The following is a 19,042-nucleotide window of genomic DNA, read 5'->3' as shown; positions in this document are numbered from 1 at the left end:
CGACGCTCATCCCCACCCAACACATCAACCCCGCTCAACAACACCCCGGGATCAACCGCCACCTGCTCCAACACCCGCACCAGACGACCCACAAGAACCCGAGCCGTAACCTCGTCGAACAGGTCGGGTCGGTAGTCCAGCCGAAGCTCCAGCCCGTCGACGGGAACCGCCACGAGCGTCAGCGGGTAGTGCGTCGTACTCACCGACGCGACGGGAGCGACCGTCAGCGAATCACCGAGCGCGATGCGCGCACCCGTCGGATCGCCCGGGAAGTTCTCGTAGGCCATGAGCGTGTCGAAGTTCGCGCCCGGGCCGACAATCCGCTGGATCTCCGCCAGGCCCAGGTGCTGGTGCTCCAGCAGGGCGGACTGCTGGTCCTGGACCTCGCGCAGCAGATCGCCCACCGACTGCGCGGGGTCCAGGCTCACCCGCACCGGGACGGTGTTGATGAACAGGCCGAGCATGTCCTCCACGCCCGGCAGTTCGCCCGGCCGTCCGGAGACGGTCGCGCCGAACACCACGTCGCGCCGGCCCGTCAGCTTGGCCAGCAGCAGCGCCCAGGCGCCCTGCACCACCGTGTTGAGCGTCAGGCCCTGCCCACGGGCCATCGCCCGCAACGCCTCGGCCAGCCGCTCGCCCGCGTGGACCCTCACTCCCCCGGGCATGACCGGTGCCGGGTCCCCCTCCGCGGGAGCCACCAGGGTCGGCTCGTCCACCCCGGCCAGGGCCTGCCGCCACGCCTCCCGCGCGGCCTCCTTGTCCTGCCGCTGCAGCCACGCCAGGTACTCCCTGTACGGAGTCACCGGCGGCAGCCCGCCCGCCCGTCCCCCGGCGGCGTAGAGGGCCTTCCACTCGCGCATCATCACCGGCATCGACCAGCCGTCCATGACGATGTGGTGCATCGTGATCACCAGCCGGTAGCGGTCGGCGCCCAGCCGGGCCAGCAGCAGCCGCAGCAGCGGCGGCTTGGCGACGTCGAACCGTCGGCCCCGCTCCTCCTCGGCCAGCCGCTCGGCGCCGGCCACCGCCTCGTCCGGTGCCAGGTGCGAGAGGTCGGCCTCCTGCCAGGGCAGCGTCACGCCCTTCACGACCACCTGGACCCACTGCTGGGTCTTGTCGGGCCGGCGGAATCCGGCCCGCAGGCTCGCGTGCCGTACGAGCAGCGCCTCCCACGAGGCGCGCAGGACCTCCGCATTCACCATCCCCTCCAGGTCCAGGACCTGCTGAACCGTATAGACGTCGTCGCCCACGTCGTCGTACAGGGCGTGGAACAGGAGTCCCTCCTGCAGCGGCGACAACGGCCAGATGTCCTCGACGCGCAGCTGAGTCACAGTGCTCCCTCTCCGTCCATGAGTTCGGCTTCGAGCTCGTCGATCTGTTCCTGGCCGAGCGTCACCAGCGAGAAGTCGGAAGGCGTATGACCACCGGCGGCGTCGGGTCGGGCGACATGGGCGGCGATCCCGGCGAGCGCGGCGTGCCACCCGGACAGCAGCCGGGCGGCCGCCGTCCCGTCGAGCAGCAGCCGTGGCCACGCGAGGGAGAGAACCAGATCGGGCCCTTCGGGACGGTCGTGGACGACCCCCGTGGCTTCCAGGGCGTGTGCCGCCGCCATGCGGTCGTCGACACCGCCGCCCAGGGCGTGCTCGCCGACCGGCTGCCAGTTGCCGGAGCCCCGCTCGGTGCCTCCCGAGCCGAACCGGCCCAGGTAGTTGAACGCGAGCTGCGGGACGGGCAGTTCCGCGAGCACCGGGCCGGTCTCCGGGTTCAGGTACCGCAGCAGCCCGAAGCCCAGGCCGTCGCCGGGCACTTCCCTCAGCTGCTCCTTGACCCGCTTCACCACTTGGCCCGCGACGGGGGCACCGGCGCGTACCCCGTCGAAGTCCCTTGTCCCGGGGTCGAGTCGTACCGGGTGCACGCTGGTGAACCAGCCGACCGTACGGGACAGGTCCATCCCCTCGGCCAGGGGCTCGCGTCCATGGCCCTCGACGTCGACCAGCAGGCCGGCCTCCCGACCGCCGCGCCATTCGGCGACCGCCGTGGCCAGGGCGGCGAGGAGGACGTCGTCGACACCGGCGTGGAAAGCCGCGGGCACCGTGGTCAGCAGCTCCTGGGTGGTCTGCGCCGGAACCGTCAGCGTGACCCGGTCCTTCGACGACGCCAGGTCCCGTGCCGGTTCCAGCGCACGGGAGCCGAGCAGGGGGTCGGGGCCGTCGAGGATGCGCTTCCACGCCGGCAGCTCGGCGGCCCGTTCCGTGCTGTTCGCCTCGTCGGCCAACGCGAGCGCCCACTGCCGGAAGGGCACGGTCACCGGCTCCAACGAGTCATCCGGGCGTGTGTAGGCCTCGGCGAGGTCCGGCAGCAGGATGCGCCAGGACACCCCGTCGACCACCAAGTGATGCGCGACCAGCAGCAGCCGCCCGGAGGTCTGGGTACCGGCGTCCAACCACACGGCCTGCACCATCACCCCGGCCGAGGGATCCAGCCGCTCCCCGGCCGCCCGAGCCTCCTCACCGGTCAGTCGCTCCAGCTCGGGCTCCGCCAGCCCGGCCGCATCCACCCGACGGACCCACTCGTCCACCGCGCGGGCGCCGGAGGGCCGCACCACCAGACGGTCCTGCTCCAGACCGGCTCGCAGCAGATCGTGATGGCTCGTCACCACGTCCAACGCCCTCACCAGCCGCGCGAACTCGGCTCCTGGCGGAACCGCGACCACCATCGACTGGAAGAACGCCCCTTCCAGGACCGACCGGCCGGCCCGCTCGGCCAGGGCATGCATCACGGGCGTCAGCGGAATCTCGCCCACGCCCGAGACATCTGCCTCGGACCGGGAGGCGAACGACTCGGAGAGCTGTACGGCTGCCAGGGCGAGGGCTGCCGGGGTGCGGCGTTCGAAGACCTGGCGTGCGGTGAAGGACAGTCCGGCCCGGCGGGCCCGCGAGACCAGCAGCATCGACATGATCGAGTCGCCGCCGAGCTCGAAGAACGAGTCCTCCGCACCGACCCGCTCCAAGCCCAGGATCTCGGCGAACAGCGCGCACAGCAGCTCCTCGACCGGGGTCTGCGCATCACGTCCGCTCGCGGACGCGGCAAAGCCCGCAGCGGGCAACGCGTCGCGGTCCAGCTTTCCGTTCACCGTCACCGGCAGCGCGTCCAGGACCATCACCACCGCCGGGACCATGTAGTCCGGCAACCTGCCCGCCACGAACTCCCGCAGCACCGTGCCGTCCACACCGTCGTCCGCGGCAGCCACCACATACGCAACCAGCCGCCCCTGCCGGGCAATCACCACGGCCTGACCCACCGACTCGTGCGCCGCCAGCACCGCCTCGACCTCACCCGGCTCCACCCGGAACCCACGGATCTTCACCTGCTCGTCCACACGCCCGGCGAACACGAGCTGTCCGTCGGACCTCCACCGGGCCAGATCACCCGTCCGATACATCCGCGAGCCCGGAAGGCCGAAGGGATCGGCCACGAAACGCTCGGCGGTCAGCCCGGGCCGGCCCAGATAACCGCGGGCCAGGCCCTTGCCGGAGATGTACATCTCACCGGTCACGCCCGTCGGCACCGGCTGCAGGAACTCGTCCAGCACGAACACCCGCGTGTTCACGATCGGCCGCCCGATCGACACCACCACCCCCTCCCCGGGGAAATCGGTCAACGGATCACTCATGGCCGCGCACACCGTCACCTCGGTCGGACCATACGCATTGACCACCCGACGACCCGACGACCACCGCGCCACCACACCCGGCGGACACGCCTCACCCGCCACCACGATCGTCCCCAGCCCCGCCGGCAACTCCTCCACCACCGCCAGCACCGACGGCGGCACCGTCACATGCGTAACCCCGAACTCCACCACCACATCAGCCAAAGCAGCCGTATCCGCCAACACCAACACCGCACCCGAACACAACGTCACACACAGCTCCGACACCGCCGCATCGAAACTCAACGACGCAAACTGCAGCACCCGCGAACCCGGCCCCACACCAAAACGCTCCGCCTGACTCGCCACCAGGCCACCCAGACCCGCATGCGACACCACCACACCCTTGGGACGACCCGTCGAACCCGACGTATAGATCACATACGCCACATCGGCCATGGCCGCCCGAGCAACCCGCTCACCGTCCGCCGACGACGACCGCTCCGCCAGCCGGGCCGCCACCACCGGATCATCGATCACCAACCGCTCCGGCCCCTCACCCCCCGGCAGCACACCGGCCGTCGCACTGCTGCACACCACCAGCTCCGGCCGCGCGTCCTCCAGCACATACGCAACCCGCTCCGCCGGATACGCCGGATCCACCGGCACAAAAGCCGCCCCCGCCTTCACCACACCCAACTGCACGGCCACCCACTGCACCGACCGCTCCAACACCACACCCACCAACCCGCCAGGACCCACCCCACGCCCGACCAGCTCACCCGCCACCCGATCCGCCGCCGCATCCAACTCCGCGTACGACCACACCACACCCCCCGACACCACCGCCGGCGCCTCAGGCGTACGCGCCACCTGCGCCTCGAACAACTCACCCAAACACCCCACCGGAACCACCCCGGCCGTGTCGTTCCACACCTCCAACACCAACCGACGCTCATCCCCACCCAACACATCAACCCCGCTCAACAACACCCCGGGATCAACCGCCACCTGCTCCAACACCCGCACCAGACGACCCACAAGAACCCGAGCCGTAACCTCGTCGAACAGGTCGGTGGCGTACAGGACGCCTCCGGTGAGTCCGCCCGGAGTCCCGTCGTCGGCACGCTGCTCGGCCAGCGTCACGGACAGGTCGAACCGTGCCGCCTCGGGGCCGAGCTCCTCCGGCCGGACCGACAGACCCGCCAGGGCCCACTCCACCGCCGGGGTGTTGTCGAAGGTGAGCATGACCTGGAACAGCGGATGCCGGGCCAGCGACCGCTCGGGGCTCAGGTCGTCGACCAGCCGCTCGAAGGGCAGGTCCTGGTGGGCGTAGGCCGACAGGTCGGTCTCACGCACGCGCGACACCAGTTCCGCGAAGGACGGATCGCCGTCCAGCCGTGTGCGCAGCACCAGTGTGTTGACGAAGAACCCGGCCAGGTCGTCCAGCGCGGCGTCTCCGCGCCCGGCCACCGCCGTGCCCAGTGGGATGTCCTCGCCCGCGCCCATGCGGGCCAGCAGCACGGCGAGCGCGGCCTGCACGACCATGAAGGTCGTCGCGCCCTGGCTCCGGGCTATTTCCACCAGACGCTCGTGCGTGGTCGCGTCCACCCGCACCGGCAGCCACCCGCCCCGGTACGAGTTGGCCGCCGGGCGCGCCCGGTCCGTCGGCAGCGTCAGCTCCTCCGGAAGCCCGGCCAGGGCCTCCCGCCAGTACGACAGTTGCTCGCCGAGCAGGCTGCCGGCGGCCTCTGGATCGCCCAGGGCCTCGCGCTGCCACAGCGCGTAGTCCGCGTACTGCACCGGCAGTGGCGCCCACTGCGGTGGGCGGCCCTCGCGGCGCGCCGCGTACGCCACGCCCAGATCCCGTGCCAGCGCGCCCAGCGACCAGCCGTCGGCCGCGATGTGGTGCACCACCAGCAGCAGGACGTGCTCGTCCTCCGTCAAGGCGAAGAGGCTTGCGCGCCAAGGGAGTTCGCGGGCCAGGTCGAAGCCGCGGCCGGTCTCGGCGGCCAGCTGCCGCTCCAGGTCCGCCTCGGCGACACCGGTCACGACCAGACGCGGCCTGCCCGCCTCTCCCTCCAGCACGAGCTGGTGCACTCCGCCTTCCGCGGTCTCCGGGAAGACCGTGCGCAGAGTCTCGTGTCGGTCGGCGACGTCGCCCAGCGCCGACTCCAGAGCCGACACGTCCGGGCGGCCGGACAGGCGCAGCCTCAGCGGCAGGTTGTACGCGGCGCGGGCGCCGGATTCCTCCAGCCGGTTGAGGAACCACATGCGCCGCTGCCCGAACGACAACGGCACCTCACTCGGCCGGGTCCGGGCGGTCACCGGGATCCGGGCAGCGGCGTCCCTGTCCTCCACAAGGCGCGCCACGGCCGCGACCGTCGGGGCGGCGAAGAGCGCCCGGATGCCGACCTCGGCGTCGAGCACCGCACGGATGCGGGCGATCAGCCGCATGGCCAGCAGGGAGTCGCCTCCCAGGTCGAAGAACGACTCCTCGGCGCCGGCCCGTTCCAAGCCCAGGATCTCGGCGAACAGTCCGCACAGCACGTCCTCGACCGGGGTGGCGGGACCGCGGCCGCCGGACGTGCCGCCGAAGTGGGGGGCGGGAAGCCCGGCGCGGTCGAGCTTGCCGTTCGCGGTCACGGGCAGCGCGTCGAGGACGACGACCGCGGCGGGCACAAGATATTCCGGCAGCCGGGCGGCCGCGAACTCGCGCAGGGCACCGCCGTCCACGTCGTCGCCGGGAGCGGGGACGACGTAACCGACCAGGCGCTTGTCGCCGGGCCGGTCCTCACGCACGATCACCGCGGCCTGGCCGACCGCGGCATGCGAGACCAGAACGGACTCGATCTCACCGGGCTCGACCCGCAAACCACGGATCTTCACCTGCTGATCGGCACGGCCCACATACACGACCTCGCCCTTCGCACTCCACCGGGCCAAATCCCCGGTCCGGTACATCCGCTCCCCCACCCCCGCAAAGGGCGAGGCCACGAACCGCTCGGCGGTCAGACCCGGACGGCGGAGATAGCCACGCGCCAACTGCACACCCGCGACATAGAGTTCACCCGTCACACCCACCGCCACCGGCTGCAGGAACTCGTCCAGCACATACACCCGGGTGTTGGCCACCGGCCGGCCGATCGCCACGACACCGCCCGCCGCACCCGCCGGGCACGGCCGGAACGTGACATCGACCGCCGTCTCCGTCGGCCCGTACAGATTGTGCAGCGGAACATCCAGCCTGCGGTGGAACTCCGCCACCAACTCCGGCGACAACGCCTCACCACTGCAGATCACCCGGCGCAACCCCGCACACCGCCCCACCGCCGGCGTCTTGAGAAACTCGGCCAGCATGGACGGGACGAAGTGCACGGTGGTGATGTGCTCGCGCTCGATGACCTCGGCGAGATAGGCCGGGTCCCGGTGCCCGCCCGGCCTGGCCATCACCAGGCCCGCGCCGGTGATCAGAGGCCAGAAGAACTCCCACACCGAGACGTCGAAGCCCGCCGGGGTCTTCTGCAACACCCGGTCGTCCGCACCGAGACCGTACTCCTCCTGCATCCACAACAGCCGGTTGACGATCGCCTCGTGCGAGACCACCGCACCCTTCGGTCTGCCCGTCGAACCCGACGTATAGATCACATACGCCGCATCACGCACCGACACCGCCACCGACGGCGCCACCACCGAGCGCCCCGCCAGCCCGGCCACCACCACTGGATCGTCCACCACCAGCCGCGGCGTCCCCACACCCTCCGGCACCACCCCTGCCGTCGCCCTGCTGCACACCACCAGCACCGGACACGCATCACCCAACATGAACGCGATCCGCGCCGCCGGATACTCCGGATCCACCGGGACATACGCCCCGCCCGCCTTCACGATGCCCAGCAGCACCGCCACCAGCTCGGCCGACCGCTCGACCATCACACCGACCAACGCGCCCGGACCAACACCCCGCCCGATCAACTCGTGCGCGATCCGGTTCGCGGCAACCTCCAACTCCGCGTACGACCACGTCACATCACCGAAGATCACAGCGGACGCATCCGGAGTCCGGGCCACCTGCGCCCCGAACAGGCCGGACAGTGTCCCCGAAGGCAGCGCCCGGGCGGTGTCGTTCCAGTCGGTCAGGACGAGGCCGCGTTCGGCTTCCTCCAATACGTCGATGTCCCCGATGCGTACGCCGGGTTCCGCGGCCACCTGCTCCAGCACCCGCACCAGCCGGTCCACCAGGCGCTCGGCCGTCCCGCGGTCGTACAGGTCGGCGGAGTATTCGAGGACGCCCTCGATGCCTGCCGGGGCGCCGTCGGCGTCTCGGCGTTCGGCGAGGTCGAAGCACAGATCGAACTTGGCGGCGCCGGTGCGGAGGTCGTTGCGCCGTGCCGTCAGGCCGGGCAGTTCCCACACCTCCTGGGGGAGGTTCTGCAGGGTCAGCAGCACCTGGAAGAGGGGGTGGCGGGCCAGGGAGCGGGCCGGGGCGAGCTCCTCGACAAGCCGTTCGAAGGGCACGTCCTGGTGGGCGTAGGCCGCCAGGTCCGTGGTGCGTATGCGCTCGACGAGGTCGGTGAAGGAGGGGTTGCCGGAGGTGTCGGCACGCAGCACCAGGGTGTTGACGAAGAATCCGATCAGGTCGTCGAGTGCGGCGTGGTTGCGGCCGGCGACCACGGTGCCGACCGGGATGTCGTGGCCCGCGCCGAGGCGGGACAGCAGGGTCACGAGTGCGCCCTGCACCACCATGAACAGGCTGGAGCGTCCCGCGCGAGCCACCTGGGTGAGCCGGGCGTGGACCTCGGGGGCGATGCGGACCGGTACCGAGCCGCCGCGGAAGGCGGTGGCCGCGGGGCGCGGCCGGTCCGTGGGCAGGGTCAGTTCGGCGGGGAGTGCGGCCAGTGCCTCGCGCCAGTGGGCGAGTTGGGCGGTGACGAGGCTGTCGTCGTCGTCCTCGTTGCCAAGCATGTCGCGGTGCCAGAGCGCGTAGTCGGCATACTGCACCGGCAGCGGCGCCCACTGCGGTGACCGGCCCTCGCGGCGTGCCGCGTAGGCGGTGGAGAGGTCGCGGGCCAGCAGGCCCATGGACCATCCGTCGGCGGCGATGTGGTGCGCGACGAGCAGCAGCATGTGCTCGTCGGCGGCGAGGGCGAACAGGTGGGCGCGCAGGGGAAGGTCGTGGCTCACGTCGAAGCCGCGGGCCACTTCGCCGGCCAGCAGGTCGGGCAGTTCGGCCTCGTCGGCCGGGGAGACGACCAGCGGCGGGTGGGCGGCGGTCCCTTCGAGGAGGCCCTGGTGGGGGGTGCCGTGGACGTCGGGGAAGACGGTGCGCAGGCTTTCGTGCCGGTCAGTCACATCGGCGAGGGCCGCCGCCAGCGCGTCCCGGTCCAGGGCGCCTGTCAGGTGCAGGGTGAGTGGCACGTTGTAGGCGCTGTCGCCGCCTTCCAGGCGGTTGAGGAACCACATGCGTGCCTGGCCGGAGGAGAGCGGCGTGCGGCCGGGGCGGGGTACGGGCGTGAGGGCGGGCCGGGGTCTGCCGTCGTGGCCGGCCTGGACCAGCCGGGCCACGGCCGCGACGGTGGGGGCGGCGAAGAGTGCGCGGATGCCGACCTCCGTGTCGAGCACCGCCCGGATGCGGGCGATCAGCCGCATGGCGAGCAGCGAGTCGCCACCGAGGTCGAGGAACGACGCCTCGGCGCCGATCCGTTCCAGGCCGAGGATGTCGCCGAAGAGGCCGCACAGCACTTCCTCGTGGGGTGTCGCAGGGCCGCGGCCGGCCGGGTCGCCGGTGAAGTCGGGGGCGGGCAGGGCCTTGCGGTCGACCTTGCCGTTGCCCGTCAGCGGCAGCGCGTCGAGTGCGACGACCGCCGCGGGGACCATGTACTCGGGCAGCGCGACCGCCAGGAACTCGCGCAGGGCGGCGGTGTCGACGGGGCTGCCGGTGGCCGGCACGACATAGGCGACCAGGCGTTTGTCGCCCGGCCGGTCCTGGCGGGCGGCCACGACGGCCCGGCCGACCGACTCGTGGGAGGTGAGGACCCTCTCGATCTCGGCGGGCTCGACCCGGAAGCCGCGGATCTTCACCTGGTCGTCGGCGCGGCCGGCGAAGAGCAGTTGGCCGTCGGGGGTCCACCGGGCGAGGTCGCCGGTGCGGTACATGCGGGCGCCGGCCTCACCGAACGGGCAGGCCGTGAAGCGTTCGGCGGTCAGGGCGGGGCGGTCGGCGTAGCCGCGGGCCAGGCCGGCGCCGGCCACGTACAGCTCGCCCGTGACGCCCACCGGCACCGGCTGCAGGAACTCGTCCAGCACGTACACCCGGGCGTTGCCGCGCGGACGGCCGATCGGCAGCACCGCGGGAGCCTGCTCACCGGGCGCGACCGCGAACGTAGTCGCGCACAGCGTCACTTCGGTGGGCCCGTACAGATGGGTTACGGCGGTTGTGGGGCAGGCCTCCATCACGCGGGCCGCCGCGCCCGGCGCCACGGCGTCCCCGCCGGTGAGCACCTCGGCGACGCCGGCCAGGCAGTGTGGTGTCTCCTCGGCCAGGACGCCGAAGAGTCCCGCCGTCACATGGACGGCGGTGAGCCGGTGTTCGGCGACCAGTTTCTCCAGGGCCGGGCCGTCCATGGTGCCGTTCGGCGCCAGGACGATCCGTCCACCATGGACCAGCGGCACCCACACCTCGTAGCTGGAGGCGTCGAAGGCGTGCGGCGCGTGCATGAGGACGCGTTCTCGGGAGCCGGGGCCCCAGCATCCGTCGGTGGCCAGGGTGGCGAGCGCGCCGTGGGTGATCTCGACGCCCTTGGGCTCTCCGGTCGAGCCCGAGGTGTACATGACGTAGGCGAGGTCGGCTCCGGTGAGCCCGCCCCCCGCTGAGCGCTCCACTGGAAGTGCCACGATGTGCCGTCGGTTGTCTGCGGGTCCATCGTGGCTGGTCGCGCAGTTCCCCGCGCCCCTCTGGGGCGCTGCCGCACCGGTCTCGGCCAGCAGTCGGGCGGCCGACAGCTCGCCCGTACCGGCCGCGGGGTCGTCGGCGAGTGTCGCTGCCGCCCGCGCCAGCACCCACTGCGTCCGCAGGTCCGGCCAGTCGGGGTCCACGGGAAGGTAGGCCGCCCCGGCCTCGAGGATGCCGAGCAGCACCGCGATCAGCCGTGGTGACCGCCGCATGCGTACCCCGACGGTCTGTCCGCGCCGTACGCCCCGCTCGGCGAGCCCCCGGGCCACCCGGCCGGCCGCGCGGCCCAGTCGCGCGTACGACCAGATTTCCTCGCCGTCCACCACGGCCGCGGCGTCCGGTGTTCGAGCGGCCTGTGCCCGGAACAGCGCGGTCACGGTGGGCTCGGGCACCGCACGGCCGGTGTCGTTCCACTCGGTGACGGTCCGGCGGTGCTCATCCGGCCTCATCACCCGGATGCGGTCGGCCGGCTGGTGGGGATCGGCGGCCGCGTCCTCGAGGAAGGTCAGGAACGACCGCTGGCGCGCGAGGAGTTCGTCCATGCCGGAGGGCGAGCCGATGCCGGCCTCGAAGTCGATCCGTACGTCGGCGCCCGCGCCGCGCACCGCGATCGACAGGTCCTCGACCGGGCGGACGGAGAGGTCGTGCCGGGTGGCGCGGTGTTCGGCGAAGGCGAGGTCGCGGTCGAAGCCGATGATGTTGACGACCGGGCCGAAGTACCTTCGGTCACCGCGCGGCCAGCCCAGTTCCCGGCGCAGCTCCTCGCCCCGGTACCGCTGGTGTCTCAGGACGGCGCGCAGTTCGTCCTTCACCGGGCCGGTCAGTTGGAGCAGGCCCGCGCCGGGGCCGACGGCGACGCGGACGGGCAGGACGTTGGCCAGGGTGCCGGGGGTGCGTCCGGCCAGCGCGGTGATACGGCCGGTGACGGCGACGCCGAGGACGACGTCACGGGCGCCGCCCACCCGCCCGAGCCAGGCCGCGGTGGCCGCCATGACCGTGCTCGGCCAGTCGGCCCCGGCCCGCCGGGAGACCTCGCGCAGCAGGTCCGCGGCGGACGCGTCGAGGCGCATCGAGCTGCGCCGGTGGACGGCGCCGTCGGAGGCCTCGCCGAAGCCGGTGCCGACCGGCTCGGGACGGTCCGCGAAACGGCGCAGCCAGTGATCACGGTCCGCCGTGTACGCGGGCGAGGAACGGTAGGCGGTCTCCTCGTCGAGCAGGTCGGTGAGGGAACCGAAGACCGGGGCGGCGGGCTGTCCTCCCTCGGCCAGCGCGGTGTAGACGGCCGCGACGCGCCGGGCGATCAGGGACCAGCCGTAGCCGTCCATGACGACGTGGTTGTAGCGGTGGTACCAGAAGTAGCGGTTCTCGGCGACCTTGAGCAGGGCGTGCGCGAAGAGCCGCTCGCCTGCGGTGTCCGCCGGCCGGGCCATGTCGGCCCGCATCCAGGCGTGGGCGGCCTCCTCGGGGGCCGCACCCGCGCTGAGGTCGAGGACCGGGAAGTCCCAGGCGGCCGGTGCGTGGACCTGCCACGGCCCGTCCGCGTCCGCCACGACGCGGACGCCCAGGACGTCCGCCTCGCCGACGGTCCGTCGCACCGCCTCCTCGAAGAGGGACTCCCGTACCGGCCCCTGGATGTCGACGTACTCGCCTGCGTTGTAGGTGGCGCCCGGCGCCGTGATCTGCTGGGCGAGCCAGATGTCGTACTGCGCGGCGGACAGGGGTGAACGACGGTCGGTCTCGGTCATCTCGCGCATCCTCGCCGCCTACTTGTCGGCCGTGGCCAGGTCATAGATGTGTGCAAGGTTCGGCGCCTCGAGGAGGTCGATCACGCTGACGGCCCGGCCGGTCCGCTTCTCCAGCAGGGAGACCAGCCACAGCAGGTGCATCGAGTCCCAGCCCGGAAGGCCGTTGAGTTCCCGGTCGACGTCGTCGACGGTGATCGGCATGCCGAGTTCGTCGCGGACGAGGGCGACGAAGTCCCCAATGGTGTTCACAGTTCCTCGAAACTCTCGACGAGACGAACGTGCGCCGGCGGCTCCGCGATGCCGGTCAGCCCGTGGCGGTAGGTCACCGCGGTGTCGTCCGCGGCCGTCCGGACGAAGCCATGGCGCGGATAGAAGCCCGCGACCCGGTGGTTCCTGGCGCTGGGCCGGTACTCGGCCCGCACCTCCTCGGCCCCGGTGTCCCTGGCGTGCCGGAGCACCCGGGCCAGGCAGGTCTCCTCGATGCCGCGGGAGAAGACCCGGCAGCTCAGCAGGAAGTTGTCGATCGTGAGGGCGGCGCCGTCCCGGCGTGCCAGCACCGCGCCGACGAGCCCGTTGTCGCCGAACCGGTCGCGGGCGTGGACGGCCAGTACCAGCGCGGCCGGGTCCTTCGCCAGGTCCCGGACGTCCTGCGGCTGCAGGCGCACCGTGGTCAGGTTGAACTGGTTGGTGCGCAGCGTCAGTTGGGACACCCGGGCAACCTCGGCCTCCGTCACCCGTGACAGCCGCACGGTCACGTCGAGGGCGTGCAGATAGTCCGTGATCGAATCGAAGCCGTCCAGGAAGCTCTTGCGCGCGGCCTCGTCCCGGTACCGGGACGCCCGCGCCACGTCCTCCCCGGTCAGTTCGAGTACATCGAACCAGCCGTCGTGCAGCAGGGCGCCGATGTGCGCCGCCGGCTCACGGTTCAGGTCGACCACCGCGACCCCGGGCAGCTCCCGCCGTACGAGCCCGCGTTCGTAGGCGCTGTCGTCGACGAAGACGAAGCTGTCCACGCCCAGGCCCAGGGTGTCCGCGAGGGCGGTGAGATTGTCGTGCTTGGGCTCCCAGTTGGCGATGACCCGGACGAAGTCGTCCTCGCGCAGGGCCATGCGCGGATGGGTGCGCAGGGCCTGGCGGACCGGCCCGGGGTCGTTCTTGCTGACCGCAGCCAGGAGCACGCCCTGCGAGCCGAGTTGCTTGACCACGCGCTGGAAGGCGAGGAAGGCCTCGCCGCGGTAGCCGTCCCCGACCTCGATGCCCTCGACGCCGTCCTCGCCGAGCACCCCGCCCCACAGTGTGTCGTCGAGATCGAGGACCAGGCACTTCTTGGTACGCCCGGTCAGCTGCCGGGCCAGGTGACCGGTCTCCCGGGCGTACTCGGAGAGGAGTTCGGGGGTCAGGTGCGCCTTGGCGTAGGTGCTGAGCCGGGCGTCGGAGGCGGGGACACCGTCGGCGAGCAGCGGGTCCAGGTCGATGACGACGACGGCCGGATCGTCCGCCGCGAGCCGCAGCAGCCGCGCGTTGGCCTCGCGCCAGAGCGCGCCGAGCCGAGCCCGTGACCTGGCGTCCACCAACTGCGCGGTGTGGTTGCGCAGCAGGGGCATGGTGTTCAGCACCAGGGTGCCGTGGCCGGCGGCCCGGAACCGGGCAGCGAGCCCCTCGATGATCCGCAGCCGGTCGGCGGCGGCCCGCTCGACGTCCTCCGGACGCCAGGGGACGGGCAGTTGGTCGAAGACGACCGCCGGGTCCAGCACGCACAGGACGAGGTCCGGGCGGGCCGCGTAGAGGGCACTCGAGGGATCGGTCAGATCGAACACGTAGCCGTCGAAGTCGCCCAGCACGGGCCGCAGCAACAGACCGTGCCGAGCCAGCTGGCCGGTCAGGGCCGGGACGAGCGCCGACAGCGTGCCGTGGCCGGTGATGCCGACCGTGACGGTGGGCACGGCCGGGTGGCGCCGGGCGATCTCCTCCGGGTCGAGCCGGGCCAGGGCCCGGCCGGCCCGCAGCACCTCCTGGGCGTCCAGCCCGGCCAGCAGTTCCTGGACCCGCGGGTACTCCGCGATCAGTCGGCCGTCCCCGGCCAGCTCCAGCAGCGGATCGGCCGAGGGCCGCGCGGCCGGGCGGGCCGTGCCGGTGGTGTGGTTCGTCTGGTTCGTGCCGGCCGTGTCCATCGAGTTCCCCCCTCTCTCTCGTACGGGCTGTCGTGCGATGCGGGCCTGTGGGCCTGTGGGCCTGTGGGCCTGTGGGCCAAGCGGATCCGGCGAAGTACGGTGCGGCAGTGCCCCGAAGGGGCGCGGGGCTCCATCGATGTGCGGCTCCGCCGCGGGGCGCGACCAGCCCCGGCTGACCCGCAGACGACCCGACGGCACATCGCGGCGTTTCCGGCGGAGCGCTCAGCCCGGGTGCGGGCCGGGTGGCGGGCCGCCGATGATCTGTCTGCCGGGGCCGCCCGGGCCGGGCATCGCCGGGAAGCCGGGACCGCGACCTGGGCCCATGTGGCCTCCGGGGCCCGGGCCGTGGCCCGGGACGGGCCCGTGTGCGCCGGGTGGTGGGGCGCCGAGTCCCGGCGTCATCGATCCGTGTCCGTCGCGAGCTTCGGCCGGTACCGGGGCCTCCCCGTTCGGGGAGGTCTGCCGGGCGAACTGGGTGCGGTACAGCTCCGCGTAGAGCCCGCCGAGCTCCATCAGCTCGTCGTGGGTGCCGCGTTCACGTATCTGGCCCTCGTCGACGACCAGGATCTGGTCGGCCTCTCGGACGGTGGACAGGCGGTGGGCGATCACCAGCGAGGTACGGCCGGCGAGCGCGGTCTTGAGGGCCCGTTGGACGGCCGCCTCGGACTCGGAGTCGAGGTGTGCGGTGGCCTCGTCGAGCACGACGACGGACGGGGCCTTGAGGAGCAGCCTGGCCATGGCGAGGCGCTGCTTCTCGCCGCCCGAGAAGCGGTAGCCGCGGTCTCCGACCACCGTGTCGAAGCCGTCGGGCAGCGAGGCGATCAGATCCCAGATCTGGGCCGCCTTGCAGGCCTCGATCAGCTCGTCCTCGGCAGCATCCGGCCGGGCGTAGAGGAGGTTGCCCCGGATGGTCTCGTGGAACATGTGCGCGTCCTGGGTGACCACGCCGATCGTGTCGCGCAGGGTCGCCAGCGTCAGGTCCCGCACGTCCTGCCCGCCGATCCGTACGGTCCCCGAGTCGGGGTCGTACAGACGCGGTACGAGCTGGGTGAGCGTGGTCTTGCCCGCGCCGGAGGGGCCGACCAGCGCGGTGAGCTTGCCGGCCGGGGCGGTGAAGCTGAGTTCGCGCAGGGTCCAGGCGTTCGCCGCGCGCTCGGGCAGGGGCAGGGCGATGGACTCCAGCGAGGCGAGGGAGACGTCGGCGGCCGCGGGGTATCGGAACGACACCTTGTCGAACTCGATCTCCAGGGCCCTGCCTTCGGGGCCCGCGGCGGGCAGGGTCCGCGCGTCGGGGCGCTCGGCGATGAGCGGCTTCAGATCGAGGACCTCGAAGAGCCGGTCGAAGCTGACGAGCGCGGTCATCACGTTCGCCTGCACGCTGGACAGCTGGTTGATGGGGCCGAACAGCCGGGTGAGCAGCGTGGCCAGGGCCACGAGCGTGCCGAGCTGGAAGGTTCCGTCGACGACGAGGGAGCCGCCCAGTCCGTACACCACGGCGGTGGCGAGCGAGCCGAGCAGTGTCACCGTCAGGAACAGCATCCGCCCGTACACGCTGGTCACCACGCCGATGTCACGGACCCGGGCCGCGCGTTCGGCGAAGCGGCCGCTCTCGTCGTCGGGGCGTCCGTAGAGCTTGGACAGCAGCGCCCCGGAGACGTTGAAGCGCTCGTTCATCATCGAGCCCATCTCGGCGTTCAGCTGCATGTTCTCGCGGGTGAGCCGCTGGAGCCGGCGTCCCACGATCCTGCCCGGGAGGACGAAGAGCGGCAGCACCAGTACGGCCACTATGCCGATGGCCCAGGCCAGGTAGAACATCGTGCCCAGCACCAGGACCAGGGACAGGGCGCTGGAGACGACGGTGGACAGCAGTGAGGTGACCGCCTGCTGGGCGGCGACCACATCGGTGTTGAGCCGGCTGACCAGCGATCCGGTCTGGGCCCGGGTGAAGAAGGCGATGGGCTGGCGCTGCACATGGCTGAACACCTGGGTGCGCAGGTCGTAGATCAAGCCCTCGCTGACGCGGCCGGAGACCCGGCCCTCGACGAATCCGAAGAGGAACTCCAGCAGCGCGAGCCCGCCGGCGGCCGACGCGATGGCGACGACCGTGCCGCGGTCGTTCTTCATGATTCCGTCGTCGATGAGGAACTTGAAGAGCAGTGGCGTCATCACGGTGATGACCGCGCTGAGCGCGGTGAGCGCCACGAGGAATACCACGCGCCCGCGATAGGGCCGGGCATAGGGCAGAATTCGCTTGACCGTGCCGGGTTTGATTTTCTGCTTGGTCAGCGAAGCGTCCGCATTGAGCCCCCGAATCATGATTCCGGGACCCGGGCCTCCTAGCATCGCGCAAGAACCTCCTTGGTTCTGTTTCTCGCCCTGCGGGTCGCGTACTCGGTTCCGTACGGTGCTTTTCTACTCACCGAGTTCGGCGACGAGGCTCTTGGGACGCATGTCCGTCCAGTTCTCCTCGATGTACTTCAGGCAGGCCTCCCGGCTGTCCTCGCCGTGCACGGTGTCCCAGCCCGCCGGGACATTCGCGAACGCCGGCCAGAGAGAATGCTGACCCTCGTGATTGACAAGGACGAGGAAAGTGCCGTTCTCGTCGTCGAAGGGGTTGGCCATGACCACTCCTATTCAATGGAACCTGCCATCGGATCGCCTCACGATAACCACGGCGATCCTGACGCGGCAACCGGCTCATGAAGCCCTTTTGCGCACACAAAAAAGGAGGCTGAGAATCCTTGGAAGGGGACCTCGCCCAGCTATTTCTCCGGGCCGCCTGCACATTCTTTCCGGGCGACCGGGCGCGGTGTCCGACCGGACGATCCGGCCGGTTGGACACAGATCATGTACGGGGCCGGAGGATTCCGTCCATGCCCGCCCCGCGCACTTGGACATCCCCGGCGGGCGGAAGGACTCCCGCCCGCCGGGGGCCGCTGGTCAGGACTTGGCCGGCAGCCAGAGCATGCCGTCGTTCGAGGTGACCAAGCCGCCCGGGAACATGGGGGCATCCGGGCCGAGGTCCTCGCCGAGGAAGGCCCGGCTCTGCACCTGGGCGCCCTCCTGCATCGCCTGGCGGACGACCGAGGAGCTGAACAGCGGGGCCATGCTCTCCTCGTGGCTCGCGGCCAGCTGGTCGATCGCGGTGGCGAACTCCGCCGACCGGGACTTCATCCGCTCCGCGGCGGACTCGGCGTCCTGGAGGGCGAACTCCGAGGAGGAGACGCCGGCCACGAGCTCGACGAAGGACTCCAGCTCGGTGTGCTGGTTGCTGGTGACCTTCTTCGCCGACCAGAAGTACGAGTTCTCGTCCACGTGCATGTCGTAGAAGGACATCAGGAACTCGTAGAACACGCCGTACTCACGCCGGTAGCGGGCCTCGAACTCGGTGAACGCCGCGTCCTCCGGGACCAGGCCGGCCAGCGTGCTGTTGATCGAACGGGCCGCCAGCAGGGCGCTGTAGGTGGCCAGGTGGACACCCGAGGAGAACACCGGGTCGACGAAGCACGCGGCGTCGCCGATCAGCACCAGACCCGGCCGCCAGAACTTCGTCTGGTGGTACGAGTAGTCCTTGCGGACCCTCAGCTGGCCGTACTGGCCCTCCGTCACCCGGGTGGCGTCGGCCAAGTACTCGCTGATCAGCGGGCACTCGTCGATGAGGGCCTGGATGGCCTTCTCCGGGTCGCCCTGGATCCTGTCGGCATTCTCCCGCCTGACGACCGCCCCGACGCTGGTGAGGGTCGGGCTGAGCGGGATGTACCAGAACCAGCCGCTCTCGAATGCCGCGCACAGGATGTTCCCCGAATTCGGCGCGGGCAGGCGCTTGCCGCCCTCGTAGTAGCCGAACAGCGCCAGGCTCTTGAAGAAGTCCGAGTACTCGCGGGTGCCGCCCACCCGCTTGTGGATTCGGCTGCCGTTTCCGGAGGCGTCCACCACGAACGATGCGTGCACCTGGTGCTCGCCGCCGTCGGCGTCGGTGTACGTGACACCGGTGACCCGGTCGCCCTCCTCGACGACATCGGTCACCGACACCTGGAAGCGGACCTCTGCCCCCTTCTTCACGGCGTTGTTCAGCAGGATCTCGTCGAATTTCGACCGCTCCACCTGGTACGCCTGCGAGGTCGCGCTGGCGATCTTCGGAGAGACCGAGAACGAGAAGGTCCAGGGCTCCGGATTGGCGCCCCAGCGGAATGTTCCGCCCTTCTTCGGCGTGAATCCCGCCTTCGCCAGCTCGTCCGTGACCCCGGTCATCTTGCAGACGCCGTGAATGGTGGAAGGAAGCAGCGACTCACCGATCTGGTACCGCGGGAAGGTCTCCTTCTCCAGGACCAGGACCCGATGTCCCTGCATCGCGACGAGCGCGGCGAGCGTGGACCCACCGGGGCCGCCTCCTACGACCACGACATCGAATTCCTCAGGGCCCTCAACACCCATGTGACTGCCTCCTGTTGTCGTTGCTCAATTCGGCGCCCGGCCCATGCTGTGCCTTCACCCGGAACGCAGCCAACCGATGTCCTTGCAC

The 19,042-nt window shown here is 71.2% G+C and carries 7 protein-coding genes; all 7 read right to left on the bottom strand.

Translation table 11 applies throughout. The features are described 5' to 3' along the window. The coding region (locus tag Q8A52_RS45120) for a condensation domain-containing protein (RefSeq protein ID WP_316763644.1) at positions 1 to 1,331 on the bottom strand (1,331 nt) is incomplete at its 3' end. Further along, positions 1,328 to 12,349 carry a non-ribosomal peptide synthetase gene (locus Q8A52_RS45115; protein WP_316763642.1) on the bottom strand — a complete coding sequence of 3,674 codons (11,022 nt, stop codon included), beginning with the start codon at positions 12,347 to 12,349 and terminating at the stop codon, positions 1,328 to 1,330. The genes Q8A52_RS45120 and Q8A52_RS45115, both read right to left, overlap by 4 nt. A gap of 18 nt (positions 12,350 to 12,367) precedes the next feature. After that, positions 12,368 to 12,598: an acyl carrier protein gene (locus Q8A52_RS45110; RefSeq protein WP_316763639.1), complete on the bottom strand. Its 231-nt coding sequence runs from the start codon at positions 12,596 to 12,598 to the stop codon at positions 12,368 to 12,370. Next, positions 12,595 to 14,520, bottom strand: coding sequence for an HAD-IIIC family phosphatase (locus Q8A52_RS45105; protein WP_316763637.1), 1,926 nt, complete (start codon positions 14,518 to 14,520; stop codon positions 12,595 to 12,597). Before Q8A52_RS45105 ends, Q8A52_RS45110 begins: the two co-directional genes overlap by 4 nt. Positions 14,521 to 14,742: 222 nt before the next feature. Then, a complete protein-coding gene (locus Q8A52_RS45100) occupies positions 14,743 to 16,863 on the bottom strand; it encodes an ABC transporter ATP-binding protein (protein WP_408649369.1) in 2,121 nt (706 codons plus the stop codon). 69 nt (positions 16,864 to 16,932) lie between these two features. After that, positions 16,933 to 17,142, bottom strand: a complete 210-nt coding sequence (locus tag Q8A52_RS45095; protein WP_316763629.1) for an MbtH family protein — start codon at positions 17,140 to 17,142, stop codon at positions 16,933 to 16,935. Positions 17,143 to 17,460: 318 nt separating this feature from the next. Further along, complete coding sequence (locus tag Q8A52_RS45090; protein ID WP_316763628.1) at positions 17,461 to 18,954, bottom strand: tryptophan 7-halogenase; 1,494 nt, start codon at positions 18,952 to 18,954, stop codon at positions 17,461 to 17,463. Positions 18,955 to 19,042 lie beyond the last annotated feature (88 nt).

The organism is Streptomyces herbicida (assembly GCF_032656585.1).
Taxonomy (GTDB): Bacteria; Actinomycetota; Actinomycetes; order Streptomycetales; family Streptomycetaceae; genus Streptomyces; species Streptomyces herbicida.
Note: the sequence above shows the minus strand (reverse complement) of the source record. Positions and strands in the feature narration are given on the sequence as shown.